This window comes from Stenotrophomonas sp. STEN020, from assembly GCF_056760195.1.
In genome coordinates, this window is record NZ_JBRREI010000042.1 from 18,261 (window position 1) to 42,417 (window position 24,157).

Annotated in this window: 23 protein-coding genes and 2 pseudogenes; 11 read left to right on the plus strand and 14 right to left on the minus strand. The window is 64.3% G+C overall.

Annotation, left to right across the window (positions count from 1 at the left end):
- Positions 1 to 12: 12 nt before the first annotated feature.
- From argS to ACVOLZ_RS16120, 3 genes are all read left to right on the plus strand, one after another.
- Positions 13 to 1,701 carry an arginine--tRNA ligase gene (argS, locus tag ACVOLZ_RS16110; RefSeq protein WP_481517018.1) on the plus strand — a complete coding sequence of 563 codons (1,689 nt, stop codon included), beginning with the start codon at positions 13 to 15 and terminating at the stop codon, positions 1,699 to 1,701.
- A 21-nt stretch (positions 1,702 to 1,722) separates the two neighbouring features.
- On the plus strand, positions 1,723 to 2,604 hold the full coding sequence (locus tag ACVOLZ_RS16115) for an SPOR domain-containing protein (protein WP_481517019.1): 882 nt from the start codon (positions 1,723 to 1,725) through the stop codon (positions 2,602 to 2,604).
- 622 nt (positions 2,605 to 3,226) lie between these two features.
- A complete protein-coding gene (locus ACVOLZ_RS16120) occupies positions 3,227 to 3,976 on the plus strand; it encodes an SDR family NAD(P)-dependent oxidoreductase (protein ID WP_481517020.1) in 750 nt (249 codons plus the stop codon).
- 84 nt (positions 3,977 to 4,060) lie between these two features.
- Here ACVOLZ_RS16120 and speA read toward each other — a convergent pair whose 3' ends face one another.
- The gene (gene speA, locus ACVOLZ_RS16125) at positions 4,061 to 5,950 is read right to left on the minus strand and encodes an arginine decarboxylase (RefSeq protein WP_481517021.1); all 1,890 of its coding nucleotides are present in this window, start codon (positions 5,948 to 5,950) and stop codon (positions 4,061 to 4,063) included.
- Between the two features lie 234 nt (positions 5,951 to 6,184).
- Here speA and speE point away from each other — a divergent pair, with 234 nt between their 5' ends.
- On the plus strand, positions 6,185 to 7,042 hold the full coding sequence (speE, locus tag ACVOLZ_RS16130; protein ID WP_481517022.1) for a polyamine aminopropyltransferase: 858 nt from the start codon (positions 6,185 to 6,187) through the stop codon (positions 7,040 to 7,042).
- Positions 7,043 to 7,311: 269 nt separating this feature from the next.
- Entirely contained in the window at positions 7,312 to 7,968 is a 657-nt protein-coding gene (locus ACVOLZ_RS16135) for an RIO1 family regulatory kinase/ATPase domain-containing protein (protein ID WP_481517023.1), read from the plus strand.
- 160 nt (positions 7,969 to 8,128) lie between these two features.
- Here ACVOLZ_RS16135 and ACVOLZ_RS16140 read toward each other — a convergent pair whose 3' ends face one another.
- Positions 8,129 to 8,467, minus strand: a complete 339-nt coding sequence (locus ACVOLZ_RS16140; RefSeq protein WP_057628415.1) for a P-II family nitrogen regulator — start codon at positions 8,465 to 8,467, stop codon at positions 8,129 to 8,131.
- 155 nt (positions 8,468 to 8,622) lie between these two features.
- On the opposite strand from ACVOLZ_RS16140, the gene ubiK reads away from it, so the two are divergent.
- Both ubiK and ACVOLZ_RS16150 read left to right on the plus strand, forming a co-directional pair.
- Positions 8,623 to 8,880, plus strand: coding sequence for a ubiquinone biosynthesis accessory factor UbiK (ubiK, locus tag ACVOLZ_RS16145; protein WP_481517024.1), 258 nt, complete (start codon positions 8,623 to 8,625; stop codon positions 8,878 to 8,880).
- Between the two features lie 10 nt (positions 8,881 to 8,890).
- Positions 8,891 to 9,733: pseudogene (locus tag ACVOLZ_RS16150) on the plus strand (YifB family Mg chelatase-like AAA ATPase); the annotation flags it as partial.
- Between the two features lie 460 nt (positions 9,734 to 10,193).
- Here ACVOLZ_RS16150 and ACVOLZ_RS16155 read toward each other — a convergent pair.
- Together ACVOLZ_RS16155 and ACVOLZ_RS16160 are read right to left on the minus strand one after the other, a co-directional pair.
- On the minus strand, positions 10,194 to 11,522 hold the full coding sequence (locus ACVOLZ_RS16155) for an esterase/lipase family protein (RefSeq protein WP_157173542.1): 1,329 nt from the start codon (positions 11,520 to 11,522) through the stop codon (positions 10,194 to 10,196).
- A gap of 84 nt (positions 11,523 to 11,606) precedes the next feature.
- Positions 11,607 to 11,771, minus strand: a pseudogene (locus ACVOLZ_RS16160) (IS30 family transposase); the annotation flags it as partial.
- A 149-nt stretch (positions 11,772 to 11,920) separates the two neighbouring features.
- On the opposite strand from ACVOLZ_RS16160, the gene ACVOLZ_RS16165 reads away from it, so the two are divergent.
- Positions 11,921 to 12,658: an enhanced serine sensitivity protein SseB C-terminal domain-containing protein gene (locus ACVOLZ_RS16165; protein WP_005411388.1), complete on the plus strand. Its 738-nt coding sequence runs from the start codon at positions 11,921 to 11,923 to the stop codon at positions 12,656 to 12,658.
- Positions 12,659 to 12,691: 33 nt separating this feature from the next.
- On the opposite strand, the gene ACVOLZ_RS16170 is transcribed toward ACVOLZ_RS16165, so the two are convergent.
- Positions 12,692 to 13,243 carry a hypothetical protein gene (locus tag ACVOLZ_RS16170; protein WP_198283852.1) on the minus strand — a complete coding sequence of 184 codons (552 nt, stop codon included), beginning with the start codon at positions 13,241 to 13,243 and terminating at the stop codon, positions 12,692 to 12,694.
- Here ACVOLZ_RS16170 and ACVOLZ_RS16175 point away from each other — a divergent pair.
- A complete protein-coding gene (locus ACVOLZ_RS16175; RefSeq protein WP_232282059.1) occupies positions 13,230 to 14,045 on the plus strand; it encodes an 8-oxoguanine DNA glycosylase in 816 nt (271 codons plus the stop codon). The two genes, ACVOLZ_RS16170 and ACVOLZ_RS16175, sit on opposite strands and share 14 nt — an antisense overlap.
- Here ACVOLZ_RS16175 and ACVOLZ_RS16180 read toward each other — a convergent pair.
- From ACVOLZ_RS16180 to ACVOLZ_RS16205, 6 genes are all read right to left on the minus strand, one after another.
- A complete protein-coding gene (locus ACVOLZ_RS16180; protein ID WP_005411390.1) occupies positions 13,986 to 14,660 on the minus strand; it encodes a nitroreductase family protein in 675 nt (224 codons plus the stop codon). The genes ACVOLZ_RS16175 and ACVOLZ_RS16180 overlap by 60 nt on opposite strands.
- Entirely contained in the window at positions 14,638 to 15,243 is a 606-nt protein-coding gene (locus ACVOLZ_RS16185) for a 7-cyano-7-deazaguanine synthase (protein ID WP_481517025.1), read from the minus strand. The genes ACVOLZ_RS16180 and ACVOLZ_RS16185 overlap by 23 nt, the downstream gene beginning before the upstream one ends.
- Positions 15,240 to 16,124 carry a PfkB family carbohydrate kinase gene (locus ACVOLZ_RS16190; protein WP_481517026.1) on the minus strand — a complete coding sequence of 295 codons (885 nt, stop codon included), beginning with the start codon at positions 16,122 to 16,124 and terminating at the stop codon, positions 15,240 to 15,242. The genes ACVOLZ_RS16185 and ACVOLZ_RS16190 overlap by 4 nt, the downstream gene beginning before the upstream one ends.
- A gap of 332 nt (positions 16,125 to 16,456) precedes the next feature.
- Positions 16,457 to 16,792, minus strand: a complete 336-nt coding sequence (locus tag ACVOLZ_RS16195) for a hypothetical protein (protein ID WP_054662517.1) — start codon at positions 16,790 to 16,792, stop codon at positions 16,457 to 16,459.
- Positions 16,793 to 16,857: 65 nt separating this feature from the next.
- Positions 16,858 to 17,745, minus strand: a complete 888-nt coding sequence (locus ACVOLZ_RS16200; protein WP_162486348.1) for a hypothetical protein — start codon at positions 17,743 to 17,745, stop codon at positions 16,858 to 16,860.
- Between the two features lie 204 nt (positions 17,746 to 17,949).
- Entirely contained in the window at positions 17,950 to 18,216 is a 267-nt protein-coding gene (locus ACVOLZ_RS16205; protein WP_054662511.1) for a hypothetical protein, read from the minus strand.
- Between the two features lie 495 nt (positions 18,217 to 18,711).
- On the opposite strand from ACVOLZ_RS16205, the gene ACVOLZ_RS16210 reads away from it, so the two are divergent.
- The gene (locus ACVOLZ_RS16210; RefSeq protein WP_005411396.1) at positions 18,712 to 20,028 is read left to right on the plus strand and encodes a DUF5623 domain-containing protein; all 1,317 of its coding nucleotides are present in this window, start codon (positions 18,712 to 18,714) and stop codon (positions 20,026 to 20,028) included.
- A gap of 133 nt (positions 20,029 to 20,161) precedes the next feature.
- The gene (locus ACVOLZ_RS16215; protein WP_005411397.1) at positions 20,162 to 22,291 is read left to right on the plus strand and encodes a KAP family P-loop NTPase fold protein; all 2,130 of its coding nucleotides are present in this window, start codon (positions 20,162 to 20,164) and stop codon (positions 22,289 to 22,291) included.
- 48 nt (positions 22,292 to 22,339) lie between these two features.
- Here ACVOLZ_RS16215 and ACVOLZ_RS16220 read toward each other — a convergent pair whose 3' ends face one another.
- The 3 genes from ACVOLZ_RS16220 to ACVOLZ_RS16230 all read right to left on the minus strand — a co-directional run bounded on the left by ACVOLZ_RS16220 (position 22,340) and on the right by ACVOLZ_RS16230 (position 23,926).
- Entirely contained in the window at positions 22,340 to 23,248 is a 909-nt protein-coding gene (locus ACVOLZ_RS16220) for a hypothetical protein (RefSeq protein ID WP_005411398.1), read from the minus strand.
- On the minus strand, positions 23,245 to 23,412 hold the full coding sequence (locus tag ACVOLZ_RS16225; RefSeq protein ID WP_005411399.1) for a hypothetical protein: 168 nt from the start codon (positions 23,410 to 23,412) through the stop codon (positions 23,245 to 23,247). The genes ACVOLZ_RS16220 and ACVOLZ_RS16225 overlap by 4 nt, the downstream gene beginning before the upstream one ends.
- Positions 23,413 to 23,689: 277 nt before the next feature.
- Positions 23,690 to 23,926, minus strand: coding sequence for a DUF2188 domain-containing protein (locus ACVOLZ_RS16230; RefSeq protein ID WP_005411400.1), 237 nt, complete (start codon positions 23,924 to 23,926; stop codon positions 23,690 to 23,692).
- Positions 23,927 to 24,157: the final 231 nt, after the last annotated feature.

A 24,157-nucleotide genomic window follows, 5' to 3' on the forward strand; every position in this document is an offset into this window, starting at 1 on the left:
AGAATAGTCCACGTGAAAGCCCAACTCCGCGCCCTCATCGGCCAAGGCATCGAAGCCTTGCGCGCCAACGGCACTTTGCCTGCCGACACCCTGCCGCCGGATTTCGTGGTCGAACGACCCAAGACCCGCGAACACGGTGATTTCGCCACCAACGCCGCCATGCTGCTGGCCAAGGCCGCGCGCAGCAATCCGCGCGCCGTTGCACAGGCGCTGGTAACCGCGTTGCCGGCCAGCGACGACATCGTCAATGTCGAGATCGCCGGCCCTGGCTTCATCAATTTCAAACTCTCGCCGGTGGCATACCAGCGCGAAGTGGTCAGCGTGCTCAAGGAAGCCGAAGACTACGGTCGCAACCTGAGTGGCAACGGCCGCAGCGTCGGCGTCGAATACGTGTCGGCCAACCCGACCGGTCCGCTGCATGTCGGCCACGGCCGCGCTGGTGTGATCGGCGATTGCATCGCCCGCGTACTGGAAGTCAACGGCTGGAACGCCAAGCGCGAGTTCTATTACAACGACGCCGGCGTGCAGATCGAAAACCTGGCCAAGTCGGTGCAGGCGCGCGCTCGCGGCTTCAAGCCGGGCGACGAGCAGTGGCCAGCCGAAGCCTATAACGGCGAATACATCGGCGACGTGGCCAAGGCCTATCTGCTGGGTGAGACGGTGGACCTGGAAGGCAGCCAGATCGTCGGCGCCAAGGATGCCGAGAACCTGGAAGAAGTCCGTCGTTTTGCGGTGGCCTATCTGCGCAACGAGCAGAACCTGGATCTGGCCGCATTCGGCGTGGATTTCGACATCTACTTCCTGGAAAGCTCGCTGTACAAGGACGGCAAGGTTGCCGAAACCGTGCAGCAGCTGATCAGCTCCGGCCACACCTACGAGGAAGGCGGCGCGCTGTGGCTGCGCTCCACCGATTTTGGTGACGACAAGGACCGCGTGATGCGCAAGTCCGACGGCACCTACACCTACTTCCTGCCGGACGTGGCCTATCACCTGAGCAAGTGGCAGCGCGGTTACGAACGCGCTATCACCGAACTGGGCGCCGACCACCACGGCTCGCTGGCGCGCGTGCGCGCTGGCCTGCAGGCACTGGACCTGGGCATTCCCAAGGGCTGGCCGGAATACGTGCTGCACCAGATGGTGACGGTGATGCGCGGCGGCGAGGAAGTGAAGCTGTCCAAGCGTGCCGGCAGCTACCTGACCCTGCGCGACCTGATCGAGGAAGTGGGCAGCGATGCGGTGCGTTGGTTCCTGATCGCGCGCAAGCCCGATTCGCAGCTGACCTTCGACATCGACCTGGCCCGCCAGCAGAGCAGCGACAACCCGGTGTTCTACGTGCAGTACGCGCATGCCCGCGTCTGCTCGCTGCTGCGCCAGGCGCAGGAGAAGGGCCTGGACTACAAGCAAGCCGAGGGACTGGCCGCGCTGTCGCGTCTGGGCGACGACGCTTCGCTGGAATTGATGAACGAAATCTCGCGTTATCCGGAAGTGGTGGAAGCGGCCGGCATCGCGCTGGAACCGCACCAGGTCGCGCAGTACCTGCGTGAATTGGCACACGCTTTCCACACGTGGTATCACGGCACCCCCGTGCTGGTGGATGATGCTGCTGAGCGCAACGCCAAGCTCACCTTGGCCAGCGCCGCACGGCAGACCCTGGCCAATGGCCTGAGCATCCTGGGCGTCAGTGCCCCGGAAAAGATGTAAACACCTGGAGACGCAGTAGACATGGCAGCACGACGCGGCAAAACCCAAGCCCGGCGCAACAACGACAATGGCACGCCCGGCTGGGTGTGGCTGGTTGCCGGCGTGGCGATTGCGGCGGTGGTGTTCCTGGCGGCGCCCAACCTGTTCAAGAAGGACGGCGACGGTTTTCTGCGCGTAGGCCCGCAACCCAACCCGGACGCACAGCCGGCGCCGGTTGCCGATGCCGACGTCGACGCCGGTGTGGAATCGAACAAGCCAGCCACGCCTGCCGGTGCCAAGCCGGAAGAGAAGCCAGCCACCCAGTACGACTTCTACACCCTGCTGCCAGGCACGGAAGTGCAGATGTCCGATGCCGAGTTGGCAGCCAGTGCCAAGGCCGAGGAACAACGCCGTGCGGCTGCCGCGCGCGCGACTGCGGCGGCAACGCCGGCCACCCCGCCAACCGATGCCCAGCGTGCGCAGGCTGCGCTGGAAGGGCGTCCGTTGCCGGCACCGGTGAGCGAGACCGCTCGCCAGCCGGCGCCGGTCAGCGAAGTGGCAGCGCGTCCGGCACAGGTTGCCAACGATGCCCCGGCCGCTGCAGCTACGGCTCCCAAGCCGGCGCCTGCAGCGACAACTCCTGCTCCGGCTGCAACTGTTGCAACTGCCGCACCGGCAGCTGCGACCGAGAACGTGCGCTACATCCTGCAGGCAGGTGCATTTGGCGCTTCGGGTGATGCCGAATCGACCAAGGCCAAGCTCGCGATGATGGGTTTGGCGGCGCGGGTGGAATCGGCGCAGATCAACGGCAACACCGTGTACCGCGTGCGCATGGGCCCGTATGGCACCGCCAGCGAACTGGCTGAAGCCAAGGCCAAGCTCAACGGCACGGGTTTGCAGGCGATGGCGATCAAGGCGCAGTGAAGTCGCCTACGGCGGCTTCACCCCAAAGTTTGTGAAACAAACTTTGGGCCCCGTGCTCTTTACATCCAAATCCCCGCGCCTGTCGGCGCGCCCCCTTTACAAAAGGGGGCTGTTGCTAGGTACAGATCGCTAGCGGAACTTCAGGACTATTTGAGCCCCGATATCGGTTGATGTCGGGGTTTTTGTTTGTGCCATTGCAGTCCTGGTACGTGCAGCGCACCTGAGGCTTTGAGCGGGCGTTTGCTCGATAGTTGGTTTCCTTTGCGCCGTTGATTTCCCTGCAAAGAGCACCCCTCCCCAACCCTCCCCTGCGCCTACGGCGCAAGGGAGGGGGCTAATTGTGCGATCGGTCAGGTCGCAGCGACGCAAAGCGAAGCCGCGCTTTGCTCCCTCCCTTGCGCCGTAGGCGCAGGGGAGGGTTGGGGAGGGGTGCTTTGGCTTTGGCTTTGGCTTTGGCTTTGGCTTTGAGCTTTGAGCTTTGGCTTTAGCCCTTCTCCCGCCTGCGGGAGAAGGGTTGGGATGAGGGCGCGCTTTGGCCTTGGCTCTTGCTTGTGCCTTCGGCCCCACACCCCCAAAGCCCCAAAGTGCGAAAATCGAAATCCCCTGCCCCAAGGATTCCGCAATGTCCAAGACCGCTCTGATCACCGGCGCCACTTCCGGCTTCGGCGCCGCCGCTGTCCGTCGCTTCGCTGCCGCGGGCTGGAAAGTGATCGCCACCGGTCGTCGTGCCGAACGCCTGCAGCCGTTGGTGGAAGAATTCGGCGCCGACAAGATCCACGCCGCCGCCTTCGACATCCGCGATGCCGCTGCAATGGAAGCCGCTTTGGCCGCCCTGCCGTCCGCCTTCCGCGACATCGATCTGCTGGTCAACAACGCAGGTCTCGCCCAAGGCACCGCTGCCGCCCAGCACGCCAGCCTGGAAGACTGGCGCACGATGATCGACACCAACATCACCGCACTGGTCACGCTGACCCATCACCTGCTGCCGAAGCTCGTAGAGCGCCGTGGCGCGATCATCAACATCAGCTCCACCGCTGCGCTGTATCCGTATCCGGGTGGCAATGCCTATGGCGGCACCAAGGCCTTCGTCAGCCAGTTCTCGCTGGGCCTGCGCTCGGACCTGCACGGCACCGGTGTGCGCGTGACCGCGATCGAACCGGGCATGGCCGAAACCGAGTTCACCCTGGTGCGTACGCATGGCAATCAGGCCGCATCCGATCAGCTGTACGGCGGTGCCAGCCCGATGACGGCTGAAGACATCGCCGAGCAGATCTTCTGGGTGGCAACGCTGCCGGCACACTTGAACGTCAACCGCATCGAGTTGATGCCGGTTAGTCAGTCGTTTGCTGGGTTTCAGGTGTTTCGGGGGTAAGTCGGGTTCGCTTGCTACAAGCTTCCCCTCACCCCAACCCCTCTCCCGTGAACGGGAGAGGGGCTTTTTATCTCGCTTGCGTTGTTAGGCCAGCGGTTCGTCTGACAGGTAGGTGTAGCCGGTCAGGCCGGCTTCCAACGCTGCGTCCAACTCCGCGGCGCGTTCGGCCGACAGCTGTGCATCGGCCACGCGCTTGCGGTACGAGGCGCGCAGGTCGTCCAGGCTGTAACCCACGTAGTCCAGCATCACGTCGGTGGTATCGCCGCGGCGCTGCTGGGTGATCACGTAGCCATCGGCATCCACCACTACTTCCACCGCGTCGGTATCGCCGAACAGGTTGTGGATGTCGCCGAGGATTTCCTGGTAGGCGCCGACCAGGAAGAAACCGATGCGGTAGCTCTCGCCATGACGCACCGCGTGCAGCGGCAGCGAGCTGTCCAGGCTTTCGTTCTCGACGTAGGTCTTGACCATGCCGTCGGAATCGCAGGTCATGTCGGCGATCACGCCGCGACGCTCGGGACGCTCGTTCAAGCGCTCGATCGGCACGATCGGGAATACCTGATCGATAGCCCAGGCATCCGGGATCGACTCGAACACGCTGAAGTTGACGAAGTACTTGTCGACCAGGCGGTCGTTCAATTCATCCAGCGCCGGGCGATGGCTCTTTTCGTCATAGCTCAGGCGTGCGCGCACGCCGTTGGCGATGGCGTAGAACAGGTCGTCGATGCGCGCACGCTGCGGCAGGTCGATCTGGCCCAGTGCATAGGCACTCAGCCCTTCGGCATGGAAGTGCTGGGCTTCCTGGAACAGTTCCACCGCCGGGCGCTGGTCGAGCTCCTCGTGGATCTCGCGCAGGTGACGGATCGCCGCCGGCTCGTCGTCATGCGCTTCGGGCACGCGGCCTTCGGCGGCCTGCTCCACTTCCGACACATTGGCGATCAGCACCGCGTGGTGCGCGGTCATTGCGCGGCCGCACTCGGTGATGATGCGCGGCGGGGTCAGGCCATGCGCTTCGCAGGCCTCGGCCAGCGGCTGCACGATGTTGCTGGCGTAGGCGTTGAGGCCGTAGTTGATCGAGCAGTAGCTGCGCGAACGGGTGCCTTCGTAATCGATGCCCAGGCCGCCGCCGACATCGACGTGGCTGATTTTGGCGCCCAGCTGCGACAGCTCGACGAAGTAGCGGGTGGCTTCGCGCATGCCGTTGGCGATATCGCGCACATTGCTGATCTGGCTGCCCATGTGGAAATGCAGCAGGTTCAGGCAATCGGCGTACTCGGTGTCACGCAGGGCCTTCCACAGGTCCAGCAGCTGGCGCGGGGACAGGCCGAACTTGGCCTTGTCGCCGCCGCTGTTCTGCCACTTGCCGGCGCCCAGCGAGGCCAGACGCATGCGCACGCCCAGGCCCGGCATCACGTCCAGCGCCTTGGATTCCTCCAGCACCAGCTTCAGCTCGGACGGCTTCTCGATGACGATATAGGTCTGCAGACCGAGCTTGCGGCCGATCAGGGCCAGGCGGATGTACTCGCGGTCCTTGTAGCCGTTGCAGACAATCAGCCCGCCCGGCCGGCTCAGCGCCAGCACCGCCATCAGCTCCGGCTTGGAGCCGGCTTCCAGGCCGAAGCCCTCGCCGTGGTGGCTGGCCAGGGTGCCGGCCACGCCACGGTGCTGGTTCACCTTGATCGGGTAGACCGCGGTGTAGCCGCCGGCGTAGTCCCAGTCGGACTGGGCCTGGGCGAACGCCGCCTGCAGCTTGCCCAGGCGCTGGCCGAGGATGTCCGGGAAGCGCACCAGCAACGGCAGTTTGGCGCCGGCGGCACGCGCCGAATCGACAATCTGCGGCAACGACACCGCCGCGCCTTCGGCGCCAACGGGACGGACCACCAGGTGGCCTGCGGTATCGACGTCGAAATACCCGTCGGACCAGTGCGGAATCGAATAGGTCTTGCGGGCCTGTTCGAGGGACCAATCGCTCATCGGCGTAGCAACTCTCAGCTGTGGATAAATAAGGACGCGCATTCTAACGCTAGCGGGGCAAGGGTCCGTTACAATCCGCGCCCTCACTACCTCCCCTCTCCCCCCGGGAGAGGGGTCGGGGGTGAGGGCAAGCGTGAAACCTGACTGTGACAGGCTTCGCCCTTACCCTCATCCGCCCCTTCGGGGCACCTTCTCCCGGTGGGAGAAGGACAGCCCCAGCACCCAGGAATCATCATGACCTCCAACGAAAACTGGTTCATCGAACACTTCCAGCCGACCGGTTCGGCTATTGGTTTCCGCATCACCGGCAAGCTGGACGAAGTGCAGTCGCCGTTCCAGAAGATCGAGATCTACGACAGCACCGATTGGGGCAAGTTGATGGTCATCGACGGCGCCATGATGCTGACCACCAAGGACAATTTCTTCTACCACGAGATGATCAGCCACCCGGTGCTGTTCACCCACCCGGCGCCCAAGCGCGTGGTCATCATCGGCGGCGGCGACTGCGGCACCCTGCGCGAGGTGCTCAAGCACCCGGGCGTGGAAAGCGCCACCCAGTGCGATATCGACGAGCAGGTCACCCGCATGGCCGAGAAGTACTTCCCGGAACTGTGCGAATCCAACGGCGACGTGCGCGCCGAGCTGCTGTTCGACGACGGCGTGGCGTACATGGCCAATTGCGCCCCGGGCAGCGTGGACGTGGTGATCGTCGACTCCACCGACCCGGTTGGCCCGGCCGAAGGCCTGTTCAACAAGTCCTTCTTCGAGAGCTGCTTCCGCGCCCTGAAGGACGACGGCCTGCTGGTGCAGCAGAGCGAGTCGCCGCTGGCCCTGCTGGAGCTGATCAAGGACATGCGTTCGGAAATGGGCAAGGCCGGCTTCCAGTCGTTCAAGACCCTGCCGTTCCCGCAGCCGTGCTACCCGACCGGCTGGTGGTCGGTGACCGTGGCCAGCAAGCAGGCCGGTTTCGGCTTCGGCTTCCGCGAGGCCGATTCGGCCGCCAAGCCGTTCGACACGCTGTACTACACCGCCCCGCTGCACACCGGCGCACTGGTCAGTCCGCCGTTCGTGGCCAAGGCACTGGGCGAGTAAGCCTGCTGCCAGCGCTGTGAATCGAACCCCGCGCCCGCAATGGCGTGGGGTTTTTCGTTCAGGGCCTGACGCAGCGCACACGCCCCAGACGGTGACAACCGCGTGATCGCAACAATCATTTCCGTCACGTGATTCCTACATTTTTTTACATTCAGCAATTCATGGACTGTGCAGTTTTATAATTGCCGCACATCCCCGCCCGCCCAGGGCACGTTAGACCGGCTTTGCAAGACGCTTTCCGCGCCGTTGCCCGCGTCAGGAAGGTTTGCATGGACACACTGCCCAATTTCGACGGCGAACATGTCGTTGTTCCCGATAACCAGTTGCTCAAGCGTGGCGAACGCCTGCTGGAACCTGACGTCTACCGGACCGAACTGGACGGCCGCCCGGCAGTGGTCAAGGACTATCGCCGCTACCGCGGCACGCCCTTGTCGCCGGTAGCGCGCCTGCTGGTGCGCCGCGAAGCAAGGGTGCTCAGACGCCTGCAGGGCTGGAAGCATGCCCCGGCCTTGCTGGGCAGCCTGGGTGGTCTGGCGCTGGGCATGGAATACGTCCCCGGCGACACCTTGAGCGCAGGCGTGCAGGGCGTGAGCCAGGAAGTGTTTGACCAACTGCAGAGCGCACTGACCCGCCTGCATGCGGCCGGCATTACCCACAACGACCTGCATGGCACCAATGTGGTGGTAAGCGCGGGTGTGCCGGTGCTGCTGGATTTCACCTCGGCGCTGCGTTCGCCGCGCTGGCTGCGCAACTGGCCGATCTCGCGCCAACTGCGCCGCAGCGACATGAAGAACCTGGTGAAGATGCGCCAGCGTTTGACTGGACAGAAGCCCAGTGCCGAACAGGCCGCGGCGCTGGCCGAGCCGGGCTGGGTGCAGGCGGTGCGGAATGCGTGGAAGCGGCTGTATCGGCGGATCAAAGGCTAAGGCCAAAGCCAAAGCCAAAGCTCCCCCTCCCCAACCCTCCCCTTGGCTGCGCCAAAGGGAGGGAGCAGAGCTTGGCCCCCTCCCTTGCGCATAGCGCAGGGGAGGGTTGGGGAGGGGTGCTCTAAAGCTTCAAAGCTTCAAAACCCCAAACCCCGAAACCTCAAAGCGCGTCGCCATCCAGTTCGCCGGTGCGGATCCGCACCACGCTGCCCAGGTCGTACACGAACACCTTGCCGTCGCCGATCTTGCCGGTGCCAGCAGCCTTGACGATGGCCTCCACCACTTCATCAGCCTGCGCATCGGTGACCGCGACCTCGATCTTCACCTTCGGCAGAAAATCGACCACGTACTCGGCACCGCGATACAGCTCGGTGTGGCCCTTCTGCCGACCAAAGCCCTTGACCTCGGTGACGGTGATACCGGCCACGCCGCGTTCGGCAAGCGCCTCGCGCACGTCGTCCAGCTTGAACGGCTTGACGATGGCCATGATCATCTTCATTGGTCGGCTCCTTGGGTGATACCTGCAGCATACCGTGCAGGCTGGCGTGCCACTAGCAAGGTTCCGGACTATCCTTACCATTGGCAATAACGGATACCGATGCCCGCAACCAACAGCCGCCGCCTAGGCTCGGCTCAACCCTGCGGAGAAACCCCATGATCGACCTCAACCACATCGACGAGCTGGCCCGCCGCCTGAGCAGCCTGGTGCCGCCAGGTCTGCGCGAATCGCGCGAAGAACTGCAGGCCACCTTCAAGACCGCGCTGCAGGCCGGGCTGAGCAAGCTGGACCTGGTCACCCGCGAAGAATTTGAAGTGCAGCGTGCCGTACTGCTGCGCACCCGTGAAAAGCTCGAGGCACTGGAACAGGCAGTCGTCGCGCTGGAAAACCGCATCTCCGACAAGAACACCTGAGCGCCGGGCGGTGAGCCTGGCGCTGGTGCACAGCCGCGCCCGCGCGGGTGTGCATGCACCGCTGGTGCAGGTGGAAGTACACCTGTCCGGCGGCCTGCCCTTCACCCAGATCGTCGGCCTGCCCGAAGCGGCCGTACGCGAATCGCGCGATCGGGTGCGTGCCGCCATTCTCTGCGCGCAGTTCGACTATCCCGCACGCCGCATCACCATCAACTTGGCGCCGGCCGATCTGCCCAAGGAAGGCGGCCGTTTTGATCTGCCGATCGCACTGGGCATTCTCGCCGCCAGCGGTCAGATCGACCGCAACGCGCTGACCAACTACGAGTTCATCGGCGAACTGGCACTGACCGGTGAATTGCGTGCGGTAGATGGCGCACTGCCTGCTGCCATCTCAGCCGCCAGCGCCCGACGCTGTCTGATCGTTCCACCGGGCAACGCGGGGGAAGCCGCACTCGCCCAACACGCAGAAGTCAAAGTCGCACGTACCCTGCTGGAAGTCTGCTCCGCTTTGAACGGCAGCAAGCAGCTACCCGATGCGCAGGTGCCACCAACCGAGCCGGCTGCGCTAGCCGACCTCAGCGATGTGCGTGGTCAGCAACACGCCCGACGTGCCTTGGAGATTGCCGCAGCAGGTGGCCACCATCTTCTGCTGCTGGGCTCTCCCGGCTGCGGCAAAACCCTGCTGGCCTCTCGCATGCCCGGCATCCTGCCCGAGGCCAGCGAAGCAGAAGCACTGGAATCCGCTGCCATCGCCTCGATCAGCGGACGCGGCGTCGATCCCAGTCGCTGGCGGCAGCGCCCCTACCGTTCGCCGCATCACACCGCCAGCGCGGTCGCCCTGGTTGGCGGCGGTTGACAGATTCAGAAGTGAGTGCGACCAACCAGAAGTCCCTGCGAATGCCCGCCCACCCAGCGGTTCGAGGCTGACCGCGGCCAGCGGACGCTCGGGTACACGCCCCGGCCCCAGAACCGATCCAGGAACCCTGCCGGCCAGGCCAAAGGCACAGCGGCACCCCGTCGCTTCCCGCCTTGCAAGGGATGCCCGTGGTTTCCCGCCTGCAGTCCCCTCTGGCCGAGGTCTCGCTGGGCACGACCTGGTCGGGCGTGTCGGCGTGCCGGCCCGGCAGCACCGGGCGAGGGCTGCAGGGAATGACGCTCTACAGCGCGCTCGCCGCGGTTTACATGGATTTCGTCGGCATCACGCATGGATCCGTCGGGATTCTGTGGTGGCCTGCGGCCGCGCCGCATGTCGTCGTGGCGATCCTGCTGGCCGGGCGCTCGCCAGGAAGTAGCCGGACCCCCACGGGTCTTGATCACCGGTCGATGCTGAGCAGGGCGTGCAGCAGGTTGTCCTGGAAGCTGGTGTTGCCGGTCAGCTGGTCGTGGGCGACGCAGAGGAAAAACGCGTAGTCATGGGGGAAGTGGCTGTACGCATGGCGCTGACGGGACGGGTCAAGCACATCGCGCGCCAGCAGCGAGGCCTTGGTGACCGTACCGTCACCGGGCTCCAGCATCAGCCGGTCGTAATCAACGCCAGGCAGCGGCCTCCTTATTTCGCCTGGATCGAGCCGCAGCACGGTTTCTCCCGCCACTTCTTCGGCCAGCATTCGCGCCGGCGTCAGTTCGCAGTCTCCACCGAACACGATGGGTTCAATACCTGGCGTCGGCTCGGGAACCGAAAGCGCCCAGGTAAAGCGGCGCGCGCGCTCGAGGTGGTGGCCCAGATATCGCTCCAGCGTGGCAAGGTACCGTTCGGGATCGTCCCCGGAATGATGCTTGCGGATGCGCGCGCGCACCTCGGGGTCGAACACCGCCCATTCGAACCGACGCCAGATCGTGACATCGAAAAGATCCCTGTCCAGTGGCCGGCCGTCGTGGCCAATCAGCCAAGTGTTGAGCGCATGCGGGAACAGCTGGTAGAGCGACGGCATGGTCATGAGGACTTCGGGCATCATGCTCCCGAAGACCACTTTTCGGCCTACGATCATGCCGTGCAGCGCACCGACCGAACCGAAGTTCGGCGTGCCGAGCAGGACCATCCTGCGAATCCGCAGGGCTCCGGCCTGCGTGACGACGAACTGATTGCCGTCCAGCAGGTCGACGGCGCCATAGCGGGCGTAGTAGCGGGCGATCAATCCGCCGTTGGAATGTGCGATCAGGTCGACCTGCAGGCCAGGATCGCCGTGGTCGGCGCGAATCCGCGCAAGCAGCGCATCCAGCGCACGGACGCTGTCGATGTTGTCCTGCCGCCAATCGTAGGTGAAGACGTAGTAGTGCCGGCCGGCCGGCGGCGGCGCGCCAACCTTGGCGCGGCGGTAACCGCCACCCTGTTCAAGGGTGCGCAGCAGGGCTCCGTAGAAATCGAGCCCGGCGGCACCCTCGAAGATGTCGGTGGGCCGCAGGCCATCGTCGCGCGGCCGCAGGCTCACCGGGTCGATCGGCAGGGCGAGATCGTCGTAGTCCGACAGGGCTAGCCGACCCACGCCACCCGGCCAGCGCTCGCGGCCTTCGGAATCGGCCAGGCGCGCGCCAAGCACGCCATGTATGACGACCACGGGGGGCTGTTGGCTGCCTGTATCAGCGTAGAGCCGCGCAAAATCGGGCCTCGTCGTCTGGCTGCAGCCGGCCAGCATAAGCAGCAAGAAGACGCAAAGCCGTGCCATCCCTGAATCGCCCCGGGCTTCATAGACACCAACGGACTTTGTTGTATTCAACAGACGGCGGTCTCAATCGGTCGGCGCAACACACTCGCTCAGCCGATAGGCCGGCGTTCTGAAGCCCAAGGTTTCCCTGGGACGCGGATACGAGCTTAATGCAATCTTGTTTAGCGCGGCTTGGGAATGGACCGACAGGTCCGTTCCGTGCGGCAGGTACTGCCGCAGCAATCCGTGGGCGTAGTCGTGAATGAAACTGAACGCAAAGAAAAGATCAAGGCGCGAAGTCACAAGTGCGTGCGACTGGGTAATGCAGCGGACCACTCCCGCAGCTGGACAGGTTGCGCGAAAATATGGGCCCCTAGTTGCTTGCTCGTGCTCGGCGTATGCGCACTCCATCGTCGCAACTCAATCGTTTGCTCGAGGCATCGATCGCAGACAAGCGATTGGAGCCGGAGTTCTTCCGAGCACTGCTCGACGCGCGCGTGTTTGCCCACGCGCCGTTGGCTGACACGACCGGTCGTCTTCGGCTCATCCAGTTCAATGCCCCGGACGGAGAGCTGTTACTTCCCTTCTTTTCCGACATGGGAAAGGCCAAGGCCGCAGGCCGTGGTCGCGTCCGGATCGTGGAGTTGAGTGGTCGACAGCTCTTCGAGCTCTCGCTCGGCGCCACCCTCATCCTCAATCCCAACAACCACTGGTGCAAGCTCTACCCCGAAGAGGTTCGCGTGCTCCTCGCGAACGGGACAATGGCCGTCGTGGAGACTGACGACTACGCGGGTGGGCCGAAGATTGCCGTGGATCACCCAGTGGATGTTCCCGACGCGCTGCTTGCTACCTTTCGGCAGATCCTGGCCAAGCTTCACTACGTGGAAGAGGCCTACCTGGTCGACATGCGGCTTGAGCCCCATCTGGATCACCCCAACTGGGTGGTCGCCGTCACAACGCCCAAAGCCCAAGCAGACCGCGCCTGTCGGGCGATCCTGGCTGAGCTGCAGTCGCAGCCGGAGCTGACCACTGTCCCGTTGAGCCTAATGGCATTGCTTCCCGAGGACCCGGTTCCCGACTGGAAGCTGGCGCTGAACCCTGCGCCCTTCTATCGACGGACCCCCAGCGAGAGCTAGCGCAGGCGGCGCCGATGCAAGACGCGACGCGCCTCAGGCGCCAGCCGCGGCGGTATCTGCAGGGGAGGTCGCCAGCAGGGCATCAATCAGGGCGCCGACCGCCAAGGCGGCATCGGGACTGGCCACGAGCAGTTGGGTGAGTTTTCCCTCTAGCTCCCCGGCCACGCGGCCGGCTCCGCGTCCCGTCTGGGTCCTGGCTGCAACTTGCTGTGCATATTTGCATACCCGCAGTGCATTGCCGTCCAGCCGCTTGAAGTCGCCTGCGCAGATGCGGCTGACCTGGGACGGATGGATGTCCAAAGCTTCGCCAATAGCGGTTTGCGTAATGACTCGGGCTGACAAAAGTCGCCCAAGCAGCTGCAGGGAACGGTCTCGATTCATGTTGACATTGTGCAAACTTGCAATAGACTGTGCAAGAGCGAAAGAGCCCTCCGCTGCCAGACTTGATTCGGCATGCGAGGATGGTCCTGGCGCCGCCCGCGCGTTGTGATGGCCGGGCGGTGAGAGGCAACGGATTTGCCGGAAGGTGTGGGGAGAAGCCATGCAGCGCGCTTGCGTGATGCTGGGATCGGTGAACGTCAACATCGAGCTTCCGGAACCGGAGGCTGAAGTGATGCCGGGCGTCCGTTGGGGCGACGTCGCCGCCTTCCCGACCCCGGCCTACTGGGCCTATCAGGTCATGGCCCGCCGCATTGAGCGAAATGCCATCCGCTATCGCCTGGGGACCAGCCTCAAGGAAGAAGTCGGCGCCTGCCTGTTAGGAGGGCATGGCATCCCCGCCAAGGTGGGCGTCGTGGCGTTCGAACACCTGCGCCGCCGCGGCGCGTTCGCTGACCAGCCGCCGCCGGCGGAGACACTCCTCGCGTGGCTCTCCGAGCCCATGCCGATGGAAGACCGCTCCATCCGCTACCGCTTCGCCGGCCAGAAGGCCCGGTACCTATCCGCCGCGCTGGAGACCTTGGCCGCGGAGGCCGCGCCTCAGCAGTCGGGGCGCATCCTGCGCGACTGGCTCACCAAGATCCCTGGCATCGGTTTCAAGACCGCCTCGTGGGTCGCCCGCAATTGGCTGGACGCCGATGACGTGGCGATCCTGGACATCCACATCCTGCGCGCCGGTGTGCTCGCCGGGTTCTTCGATGCCGAGCTGACGGTCGAGCGTCACTACCGCGAACTGGAAGACCAGTTCCTGGCGTTCAGCGCGGGACTGGGCGTCCGTGCCTCTGAGCTCGATGCGTTGATGTGGTACGAGATGATGGCGTCGCGGAACTCAGTTGCGCAGATTCTCTCTGCGATGCCAGAGAGCGCATTCAAGGCACGGCACGCGCCCTCACGTCCGCCCGCCAACCCAGAGCGCCCCCACGCCCGCCAGCTGGCCCTGATCCGCTAAGCGCGCCGCCCAGGCCTGGCCGGTCATGCCGAGCAGGCACGTGCCAAGGCCCAAGCCGGCAGCGACCGCTACCAAGTAGCCCTGAAGCACCCCCGCGTCCCGCCATACGACGCTTTGCGAGTGCTCGTACTTGGCTTCCGTCTTGCCCGGCTCGGCCACGAGCCAGAGCAGCGTCGCCTCCGGGTCAGCGACGATCGATCGCGCCTGCTCGACGAGGCCTTCTAGCATCGGCATCTGGTCCGCGAGATCGTGCAGTCCATGACGGACACCGTCGTACCGCCCCCATGCACCAGTCTGCGGATCAAATGCCAGCACGTGGATGGGGTGGATCGCTCCGCCCGACGGCGCGGGCCGACGTTCGAGCTCGAACCCCAAGGGGGACGGGGCCCACGCGAGACGGCGCTGGCTGTGCCAGAACAGCGCTCCAAGCGCTTCGACGGGCAAGGCCTTGAGCTCCCGGACACTGCGCCGCTGCGCCAGGGCCTCGAACATCGGGGGGCCGCCGCCCTCGGCAGGCTGCGGCAGGGCCACGAAGTCGCCCGCAGGCCATACATAGGGCGTGTAAGGCTGGACCTGCGGCCGTGGCCGCGGCTCAGGCAGCGGAGTCCACGTCATTGCCGAGTTCCCGCCACACCTCGAAATACTTGTTGCAGCCCCGGCACTGGCCGCAGGCAACGTGCGATCGATGACAGCTGTGCGCCCAGGCGAGCAGCGAGCGTGGAATGCCCGATTGCTGCACCAGCTCCACAGTGGTTAGGCCGATGGCGGGTGCGCGCACGGTCAGTCCGCCCTCCTGCACCCGCATGACCTGATCCATGGCCGCCATGAAGGCGGGAGTGCCGTCTTGATGTGTGCCGTCCGAGGCCACGGCGCCCACGAGCAACGCTTCGGCACCGCGCGATACCGCGCGCATGCCGGCCAAGGTGATCAGCAACTGGTTGCGGTAGGGCCACCAGTCGCTGGCCGGGGCCAAGGCATCGGCGGGCTGTCCGGCCATATCGCCCGAACCAAGGGCTCGGCAATCCACGGTGATGACCTCGTGGGGGATCTCCAGCTGGAGACAGACCGCCCGAGCGGCCTGGATTTCGGCCGTCGCGGCGAGTTGGCCGTAGTCAATCGTCAACGCCAGGGCGGGCCGAAGCCACCACGCCACAGAAATGGAGTCCATGCCTCCCGAGAGAAGCAGCGCTTGCCTCACAGCGCCGCTCCCACCCAGACCGTGCGATAGATAGCGGACGTGAAATCGGCGACCAGGTGACACGCCGAGCCCTCCATCATCTTCAGGTCCTCGCGCTTTTCCTGCTCGCAGTACACAACGACCGGGCGGTCGATGGCCCGGGCGTAGCCGATCTCGTACAGCGTGCCCGCATCCAGGCCATCCACGATGGCCAGCACCAGGTCGCAATCCTTGATCGCCTGCAGATCCTTGTCGACCACGTCCTCCGCGGAGCCGTGGCCCACGTCGTGGTACGGCGAGAACACCTTCAGGCCCATCTGCTGCAGCGCCTCACGCGCTTGGGTCACCACCCAGAGCTGGGCGAGAGTGAAGAACGGGCCAGCGAGGTACACGGTCGGCCGCCACCCGTCCCGGAACCGGTCGGACGCCTTCAGCGCCACCGGGCTGAACTTGGCGAGCGTGGGGGCAGTCGCAAAGATCCGGTTCTCGCAGTAATAGGCCGTGGCGCGGGACGCCTGGTCTGCGGCGCCGACGGCGTCCAGCCCCAAGGCCATCCAGGCGTGAGCGAACGTCGCCGCGAACACGTCGCCGCTGCCGATCTTCCACACGCCCAGCGTGTCGTAGGCCGGAACATGGTGGACCCGCCCCTGATCCCACACCAAGGCCCCCAAGGGGCCGCGCTTGATCACCACCACCTCGGCCTGCTCTTGCTGGGCCAAGGCCTCGGCCATTCTCTCCGGCGTGTCCGCACGCCCCAGCAGCGCGGTCGCCTCGTGCCGATTGATCACCAGGGCAAGACGCTCGGCGGTGGAGCCCGAGGCACGGAACGATTCCGGGTGCTCGACGTTCTGCGGGTCGTAGACAACCTGTTTGGCGTGCACCGTGGCCTGCGTCTCAAGCATGCCGAACTGCAGTACCCTCTCGGCCTCCACTAGGAGTGTCGGTGGCGGCGTAGGGGGCCGGTGGATGACGGGCCTCGAGAGCCAATGGGTGTAGTGGAACCCGGCGACATCAGCCACGGCCGTGGCCCGCAACTCGAACCCCTCGAGGGCTGCGGCGCCTTCGATGATTGGACCAGACAGGTCGCACAGGCAGCAATGCAGTTGTGTCTCCCCGCCCAGCGCGGCGATGACGCTGGCGCCTCGGCCCGCGGAACCTAGGAACCGGTCCCACCGGGGGTGCATGCATAGCTCGCGGTAGACGCCGCCGACGACCTCGATCACCGGAAGCGCGCTCAGGTGCCCGGGACCGGGGCGATACGCACCGTCACCAAGCCACCGGTCACGGTGCGCACGGTCGCGGTGTACTGAGTCCCTTGCGTCAGGCATTCGCGCAGCCGCTGGACGCTCGGATCGGCGATGCCTCCGGCTACTTGGCCTTGGTGTGTCAGCACCACCGTGCTGACGCCACCGACTTGGTCAAGTGCGACATTGAGGATGGAGCCCCGGACCAGAGCCTTGATCACGTCGGCCTTGGGCGAGCTGATCTGTGTTTCGATCACCAAGGCGTCGCAGGCCACAGCCGTGTCGCGAAATCCGCCCCCGTAACCACTCCCGCTCGATCCCGTCATGTCGACCTCCTCCAAATAAGCCTAGGCCCTTCCACCCTTTGCGGGCAGCCTGGGCCACTTCTCAGCTACAACGCCTCATCACCGTCGACGCGGCCATCGGGCGGGCTTGTCGCCGCTTCTGGCGACGGGTCGGTTCCAACCGACTCTCGGCCCAAGGTGGCTTGGGCGGTTTCTCCCAATGCACAGGGTCGCTGCTCAAACACCAGCCCCTGATCCGTGCTCCGGCCGACCGCAACCATGTCGTCCGTGAGACGACGGACGCGCTCGCCACCGAAGGCGCAGGCATCGTTGGGATACATTTCAAAATGATACGTGAAGCGGCGGGCGGTCGTGGTCAACACCCCGTTGTAGGAGTGCTGGCCGATGTCGAAAATAACTGCGGTGGTCAGCGCCAACGCAAAGACACCGACCAGGCGGATGAGCACCTTGTCCGTGTTCACCGGTTTGGCGTCGGTTCCCGAGCCAAACCGCCAGCGCAGTACGCCCCAAACGCTCTCGATGACAAACCAAACGAACACGCCCACGACCACCAGCATGGTTCCCGCGGTAAGCAGGAACCCAGCCATCAATGGCGCCAGGAAAGTGACGGCGTAACTCAGGTGCTCGGGATCAATGCCGGTCGCTTCTTTCACCGTCACAGAAGCTAGCGCCATGGAGACCGCAACAACCATGGTCGCGCCCAAGGTGCCGACGATCTTGCCCAGCGGCCACTCCCAGGCGCGTAGCGCCGCGTGGTAGAGGTCGAGCAGAAACGCCGCCGTCAACAGGATCCCGCCCGCGGCCATCAGCCCGAAGATCAGCCGGTCCGGGCCCGAGACCTGAATCAGGAGTACTGAGACCCCCACCGTGCTCCCGCCGACGGTAAAGATGCGCAGCGGTCGCGATGCGGTTTCCCACCACGCCCGAAAGGATGCCGAAAGCTTTGAGCGCAGCGACGATGTTGCTACTTCCATCCCACGTCCTCGCAAATTGGTTAGGGCCGTTCCAGGTCAACGGCAGTTCGAGCACCATCCGGACGCTCGAACATTAGCGACCGCACGACGGGACGGTGGTGGCGCACTCCAAGTCGGTTCGCCGCCCCCTCATAGCGGCGCACGGTAGTGACGGATTTGTGGCTGCGGTCAGACCCCCAAGATCTGCCGGATCAGCACCTCCAGCTACAGATGCTGCTCAAGCCAATCATTGACCGCCTTCTTGCCCTGGCCGATGTAGGGCCTGTTGAGCGTCAGGACGTAGATTTGATCGTTCTTGTCGATGTACGGCTTCAGTTGCGCGAACACCTGCGCCGGCGTCTTGTTGGTCGAGATCGCGTAGGACGATTCCGAAAGCTTGGCCCACGCAAAAGTCTTCTTCAGGAACTCCAGGAGGTCAGCATGTCGCTGACCAGGGCTGTTGAGGTCGTAGGTGACTAGCAATGCCGCCATGGTGCGCTCCTAGATATGTGTCCTGTTCGCTGAGCGCTCAGAATGCATGGGCCCGCGGCGGGTTAGTTGAAGGGTTTTCAAGGCTTCCTCCGGCGCCGATTGACTGCCTCGCGCCCTGGTGGGTGCGAACTGCGCCACCTTGCTCATCTCCTCACACAAGACGGGAGCTACCCGCGAGGCACACACGTTCAAACCCGGGACGGCTGGTGGCCGCGGAGGTCTCTGGCTTCCGCTGGCGTCGCCAAAACCGCTGGATCGTGTTCGAGGGCGCCGTGGAATTTTCCCCCTGCGGTCAACACTTTGGACGGTGTTTTGCGGCCGAAACCCTCCGGTGCTAGAGTGTTGTTGCGGCTCCGGGCAGGAGCCGGCCACCCGTCTCTAGCGAAGCTGTTAACAGCACTGCCAGGCAAACTTTCCTGTTCTCGACCTGACTACTCCAAGGCCTCGAGCGCACGGCAGACGGGTGACGTACGGTTCCGGGCTGGGAGAGTCATCATGTCGAACAACACGGTTCGCCCGTCTTCTATCGAAGGCATCAAGCGCCTCGCCAAGTCCATTAAGCGCGAACGCGGTATCACCCACACCCTCAGCCTGGACGAAGCCGCCCGCCAGGGCGCGTTCCAGAATTTCCGGCACGCGCAGAATGTGTTGTCTGCCCGGGGTTCCACCCCGCGGGCGCGACACGGGCAGACGGTGTACATCACGTCCTACTGGCGTGATCGCGACGGCCGGACCCGGGGCCGCGAGACCCTCAAGCTCGAGCTGTCCCGCCCCTGGGCGGACCTGGTGTCTCGCGCTGAACTCCGGCACCACCGGGCTCTGCGGGATTTCCGGGGGGACGCGATCGATCACCTCGAAAGGCAGCAAGACGTCACGTCACAGGCCAGCGCCCGTGACCAGGTCTGCGCCGCCGCCCGGGCGCTGGTCTTCATGGATGCGACGGGCCTTCGTCCCACCAACCAGAGGCACGAGGCCATAGCTGGGTCCGGCGTGCAGCTCCCGGGCTTGGACCACTGGAGCGTCTGGAAGGAGACCAGTACGGAAAAGCTCCTCGTCGTTGATGAGCCCTATGCGGCGGCGATCCGGGGACTGGAAAGCCAGCGCGAGGCCTGGGCCGCGCGTCACGGCCTGCATCTCCGGCGCTCCGCGTGGGGTGGTCTTTACAGCCCGGGCAACGCGGTGATGGAGCTGATCTCCGACAGCGCGGACGGGGTGAGCCTGGACACCATCGTGGTTGCGCTGGAGTCGCTGCCCGATCCGCTGGTGAGTTCGGCCTGGCCCGGCGAATCGGCCCCGTACGCGCCGGTGTTTGTGACGCCGGGCCGCGCAGTGTTGAAGACGCGCAAGCGAGAGCGGCCCAGCCCTCACGATCTGCTGCGGCCCTACCGCAACTCCATTGGGTACGGCTCGATGATCGGAGGGCTGCAGCGGCGTCCGGATGCGCGCATGCCCCTGGACGCCCATGAGCGGGTCGCCACGCTGCTCAAGGGCGTCCTGGCCAAGAGCTATGAGCGCAAGGGCGTCTATAACCGGTGCGACCGCATCCGCTGCGATCTGGATGACTGGGTGCAGCGCGAGTACAAGACCAGCGATCTCCCCGCCGAGCAGTTCAACGCGCTTTATTACGGGAGCCTGCCGGAGGACGCGGGCCGCCTGACCCGGGTGTCGGCTGTTGCCTGTCATGCGGATCTGGACCAGGTGCGAGAGCTCGTGACGCAGCACTACCCGGACTGCGTACCCCGGCGGTCGCTGTTGCGGACGCTCGAACTGGCCCAGGGCTCGCTGACGGCGCTCATTGCCGGCAAGCGCTGATCGAGACAGGTACCCCCGCCCCACGGGGCGGGGGCACTATCGTCGCAGGCGCGCCCAGCGTCTTCAGAGCGGTCATGCCACCCCAAAACACCCCTGCGATTGCCCGCCCGGCTTTGCTTACAGGAACAAGTCCATGTCCAAGTACTTCAATGACAGCCCCATCGAACGTCCCGACGACGACCAGTACGGCATTAGTGCATTCGCGCGGGCCGTAGCGACCAGTCTTCTGAATCTCGCCAATCCGGTCGGAACGACCATTGCGATCAACGGCCCTTGGGGCTCGGGCAAGAGCAGCGCGGTCAATCTGATCCGCAACGAGCTCGACGCCCGCAAAGACGAAAAACTCAAGGTCGTGGACTTCAGATGCTGGTGGTATCGAGGCGAAGAAGCCATTGCGCTGGCGTTCCTGCAAGAGCTCAACGGGGCGCTCAAGAAGTCCCTCGGGGATCGAATCAAGGGCATGGTGCCCGAACTGGGCAGGCACATCCTTCAAGCGGGCCCGGTGATTGGCAGTGCGGTCGCATTGGCCACGACAGGCGGGATTGGCGCGCTGGTCGCAGGGTCCGCCGCGTTTACCAAGCGCTTCTTCCCTGACAAGCCGCCCCTGGAAAAAACCTTCGCCGCGCTATCGGAAGCCCTGGCCAACCAGTCCTGTCGTTTTCTGATCATCATCGACGACATCGACCGGCTATCGCCGGACGAGGCACTCGCGATTTTCCGCCTAGTAAAATCGGTAGGTCGACTGCCCAACGTGATGTATCTGCTGGTCTTCGACCGCGTCCTTGCTGACGCCGCAGTCCAAGACCGCTACCCGTCGGAAGGGCCGCACTTCCTGGAAAAGATCATTCAGGCCAGTTTCGAGCTGCCGCCGCCTGCCCGGAGCGACCTCAACAGCGCGTTGCTGTCGGCCGTTGAACAAATCTGCGGGGAACCCAGCGAAGAACATGTCGTTCGGTTCATGAACGTGTTCTACGACGCGGTGGCGCCGTACCTGGTCACGCCCCGCCACGTGACACGGCTGATCAATGCGATGACCGTGACCTGGCCGCCTGTGGCCAATAACGTCAGCCTGGCCGACTATCTGGCCCTGGAGACGCTTCGCCTGTACGAGTCCAGTCTCTTCAATGCCATCAAGCATCACCGCGACGTACTGACCGGGGCATCCGCGTCTCAAAAGTCGCGCGACGATGATCGTTTCCTGCCATTTCTCGCGGGTATCCCAGACGCTAGGCAAGCCGCCGTAAAGATTATCTTGCAGCGGCTCTTTCCCGCCATGGAGAGCATGACGTACTCGGGCTTCCATGAGGCGTGGGATGCCGAACGGCGCGTCTGCCTGAGCAAGCATTTCGACACCTACTTCAAGCTGTCCCTCAGTGACGACACGATGTCAGCGGCAGATATTCAAGAGTTCATCAACAACGCCGGGGATCAGAACTTTGTCCGAGATCGGCTGCGCCGCGCCGCGCGGCAGATTAGGAAGGGAAAGCAATCGATGGTCCCGGTGGTACTGGGTGAGCTAACCAGCCACGCAGGGAGGATCCCGCGAGAGCAGGCCAAGGATTTTCTGTGCGCGGTGTTTGAGGTGGCTGACGACATCACCAGAACCGAAGATGAAGAGCGCGGCTTTGGCGCTACCGATACGCGGATGCGGCTGCACTGGTTGATTCGTCGCGTGGCGGATGAGCGGTTCACCTTGCAGGAGAAGTCCGAGCTTTACCTGGCGGCGACGGAGCGTGCGTCACTGGGTTGGCTGACCGATTTTGTTTCCTCTGCCTACACCGACTATCACCCCCGCGAAGGCAGGCAGGTGGACCTCTCCACGTGCCTGGTGGCCGAGAACGCTATTGCCCCCCTCACGCAACGGGCCCTGGATGGGCTTCGTCGGGCCGCCACCAACGGCGAGCTTCTGGTTCGAGGCGACCTCATGTTCAGCCTCTATCGCTGGCGGGAATTTGCCGAAGATGACGGCGCCGAAGTAAAGGCCTGGCTCTCAGAGCAGATGAAGCGTGAGGAAACCCTCATCCTCCTGGCCAAAGCCCTGACCGGGGAATCGTGGTCAGCGGGAATGGGCGGTTTCGGCAGCTTGGGCGACCGCGTCTCGCGACGACAGTATCGTGCGCAGGTCGATAGTAACTTCGACCTCTTCGACACGAGCTGGTTCCGAGCGGAGTTGGAACGCATGGTGAAGGAGAAGAAGCACGATGCAGACGATCTCGCAGCGGTCCAGGTGTTCTTGGACGCGTGGAACAACCGCCGAGCGTGACGGGACGATTGAGCTGATCACGGAGCATCGACGGCCGGCAGCGCGGTCCTAGGGCGGGGGTTGTTCTGCCCTGGCTTCATGGTGGAAGGGTTCGCCGGGCATCAGGCGAAAGTTGGCCTCCTCCGCGGGAAGGCCGTTGCGCCGCAGGAGTTCTATCGCCGCCCCCTTTTGCGCTAGATCGTCCAACATCGCCTCCTCGACCTTTTCCAAGTGCGACAGCATGTGGATGAATCCCTGCATGACCTCGTCGCAACCCGAACGAAGGTCCGCCTTGGACACGTCCGCGGTTCGGATGTTCAAGGTTTGAATACCCGAATGCGCGGCCTGTGAGTTCCTCAACGTGTTGCCGAGCGCCATGTGGTCCATGGCGCAATGATCGAACTCCAGACAAAGGTGGAAGGGGTGCGCCAGTGAGCCGACCAAGGAGATCAAGTGCGGCTTCTTACCGTTCTCTTTTCTGCACGTGGTGCACGGCGCCTCCAGCAATTGTCCCAGTGCTTTCTTCATGTACCTAGATTCAGGAAACTGCGTGCAGTAGAGCAGCTGCTTGATCGTGGTTTCGCACATTCTTGCGGTGTAAAGAACCACCTCGTTGTACAGCCTGAGCCGCTCGATTTCGGCATCGATGGGGTCGTCCTGCGCCGAGGGCACCGTGCAGTAATCGTAGTAGGCGTTCACGACGCGGGCCAGGATCAGGGCAATCGACCCGCCGCTAAACGTGAAGGGATTGGTGTAGCCGCCTGTGGTCGTGAGGTCCGCGTTTGACAGCAGCGGCAGTTGACCTCGCTGCTTCAGCCATGCCCGCATTTCCCGCGCCAGCGGAATGAAGTTGATGCCGACCAGTTTATGGCCGTCCCAACGGAATGCCTGGGGGCGATAGCCCCACTCCTGGTGTGACCCATGCCAATCCCGGTGTGGCGGGCGCTGATCCTTACGGGAGACTTCGTTCGTCGTCACGGGCCATTGGCTTCCGTAGACATCAACCAGCGCCCCCGTGCTAGCAGCTCATCGACATCATGCTGAATCTGAATCACGTCCGGATCCACTTCGCCCAGGGATTCATGGACGGTGTGCAGCCGAGTGACCGTGTCAATTTTCTCTTGAAGCGTAAGGCGGGCCATGGTGGCTCCTCGTGGCGGCGCGGATGACCGGGTGGCGTGCTCGACCGCAATTCGCTGCAGCGGTTCGGCCTCCCCGCCTGTCGGCAAGGAGTATTCGACATAGTGACTATAGAAGCTGCCTGGTTTTCCGGCCAAGGTTGCCTGGCGGCGCAGACGGCCCGCCACCCCTGGCGACGTAGGTGCGACAGGCGGGGCCAGGCGTCCGGCGTCGACATCGCAAGCTCGCCGGAGCAGGCAAAAATCGGCCCCGGCGTTGACGCCGGGGCCGGGTCAGACCTCAGTGCTTTTCGTCTTTGGGCGGATGCGGATCCCGTCCATAGCTGTCGCTGTCACGGATCCGGCCGTCGGGGCGGTGGATGACCACCTCCACCCTTTCGCGCTGCGCCTGGCCCTTGGCACGCTCAATGGCCTCGCGCTGCGTGTCCACCACCACGCCGGCGCGGCTGGCACCTTCGCGCTTGGTCGCCCAGCCGTTGTCGTGGGGCACCACATGGATATCCTTCTTCTTGCTCACAGCACATCTCCTCGCGCCGTTATCGATAGCGGCGCCGTTGTCGTCGGAAATAGAGAAGTCTCACCTGCCAGCAGGAGCCCAACTTGCGCTGTGGCGTCCACTCAGGTTGACGGCTCTGCACTCGAGTGATGAGATAGCCGGGCTGGGGGCGGGGGTGTGGGCGGCCCCGCCGCCCCCCCCCCCCCAGACAAAGGTAATAGTGGGTGTTAGAATAGTAGAACCCCAAACCAA

Excerpts from the sequence above, each read along its gene's own strand:
- ACVOLZ_RS16195 (WP_054662517.1), bottom strand. The coding sequence starts at position 16,792 with ATGACGGGATCGAGCGGGAGTGGTTACGGGGGCGGATTTCGCGACACG.
- ACVOLZ_RS16170 (WP_198283852.1), bottom strand. The coding sequence starts at position 13,243 with ATGTTGACGTTCACCGATCCCAGCATCACGCAAGCGCGCTGCATGGCT.
- ACVOLZ_RS16120 (WP_481517020.1), top strand. The coding sequence starts at position 3,227 with ATGTCCAAGACCGCTCTGATCACCGGCGCCACTTCCGGCTTCGGCGCC.
- ubiK (WP_481517024.1), top strand. The coding sequence starts at position 8,623 with ATGATCGACCTCAACCACATCGACGAGCTGGCCCGCCGCCTGAGCAGC.
- ACVOLZ_RS16165 (WP_005411388.1), top strand. The coding sequence starts at position 11,921 with ATGCGCACTCCATCGTCGCAACTCAATCGTTTGCTCGAGGCATCGATC.
- ACVOLZ_RS16210 (WP_005411396.1), top strand. The coding sequence starts at position 18,712 with ATGTCGAACAACACGGTTCGCCCGTCTTCTATCGAAGGCATCAAGCGC.
- ACVOLZ_RS16115 (WP_481517019.1), top strand. The coding sequence starts at position 1,723 with ATGGCAGCACGACGCGGCAAAACCCAAGCCCGGCGCAACAACGACAAT.
- speA (WP_481517021.1), bottom strand. The coding sequence starts at position 5,950 with ATGAGCGATTGGTCCCTCGAACAGGCCCGCAAGACCTATTCGATTCCG.
- ACVOLZ_RS16140 (WP_057628415.1), bottom strand. The coding sequence starts at position 8,467 with ATGAAGATGATCATGGCCATCGTCAAGCCGTTCAAGCTGGACGACGTG.
- ACVOLZ_RS16135 (WP_481517023.1), top strand. The coding sequence starts at position 7,312 with ATGGACACACTGCCCAATTTCGACGGCGAACATGTCGTTGTTCCCGAT.
- speE (WP_481517022.1), top strand. The coding sequence starts at position 6,185 with ATGACCTCCAACGAAAACTGGTTCATCGAACACTTCCAGCCGACCGGT.
- ACVOLZ_RS16180 (WP_005411390.1), bottom strand. The coding sequence starts at position 14,660 with ATGACGTGGACTCCGCTGCCTGAGCCGCGGCCACGGCCGCAGGTCCAG.
- ACVOLZ_RS16205 (WP_054662511.1), bottom strand. The coding sequence starts at position 18,216 with ATGGCGGCATTGCTAGTCACCTACGACCTCAACAGCCCTGGTCAGCGA.
- ACVOLZ_RS16190 (WP_481517026.1), bottom strand. The coding sequence starts at position 16,124 with ATGCTTGAGACGCAGGCCACGGTGCACGCCAAACAGGTTGTCTACGAC.
- ACVOLZ_RS16200 (WP_162486348.1), bottom strand. The coding sequence starts at position 17,745 with ATGGAAGTAGCAACATCGTCGCTGCGCTCAAAGCTTTCGGCATCCTTT.
- ACVOLZ_RS16225 (WP_005411399.1), bottom strand. The coding sequence starts at position 23,412 with ATGGCCCGCCTTACGCTTCAAGAGAAAATTGACACGGTCACTCGGCTG.
- ACVOLZ_RS16215 (WP_005411397.1), top strand. The coding sequence starts at position 20,162 with ATGTCCAAGTACTTCAATGACAGCCCCATCGAACGTCCCGACGACGAC.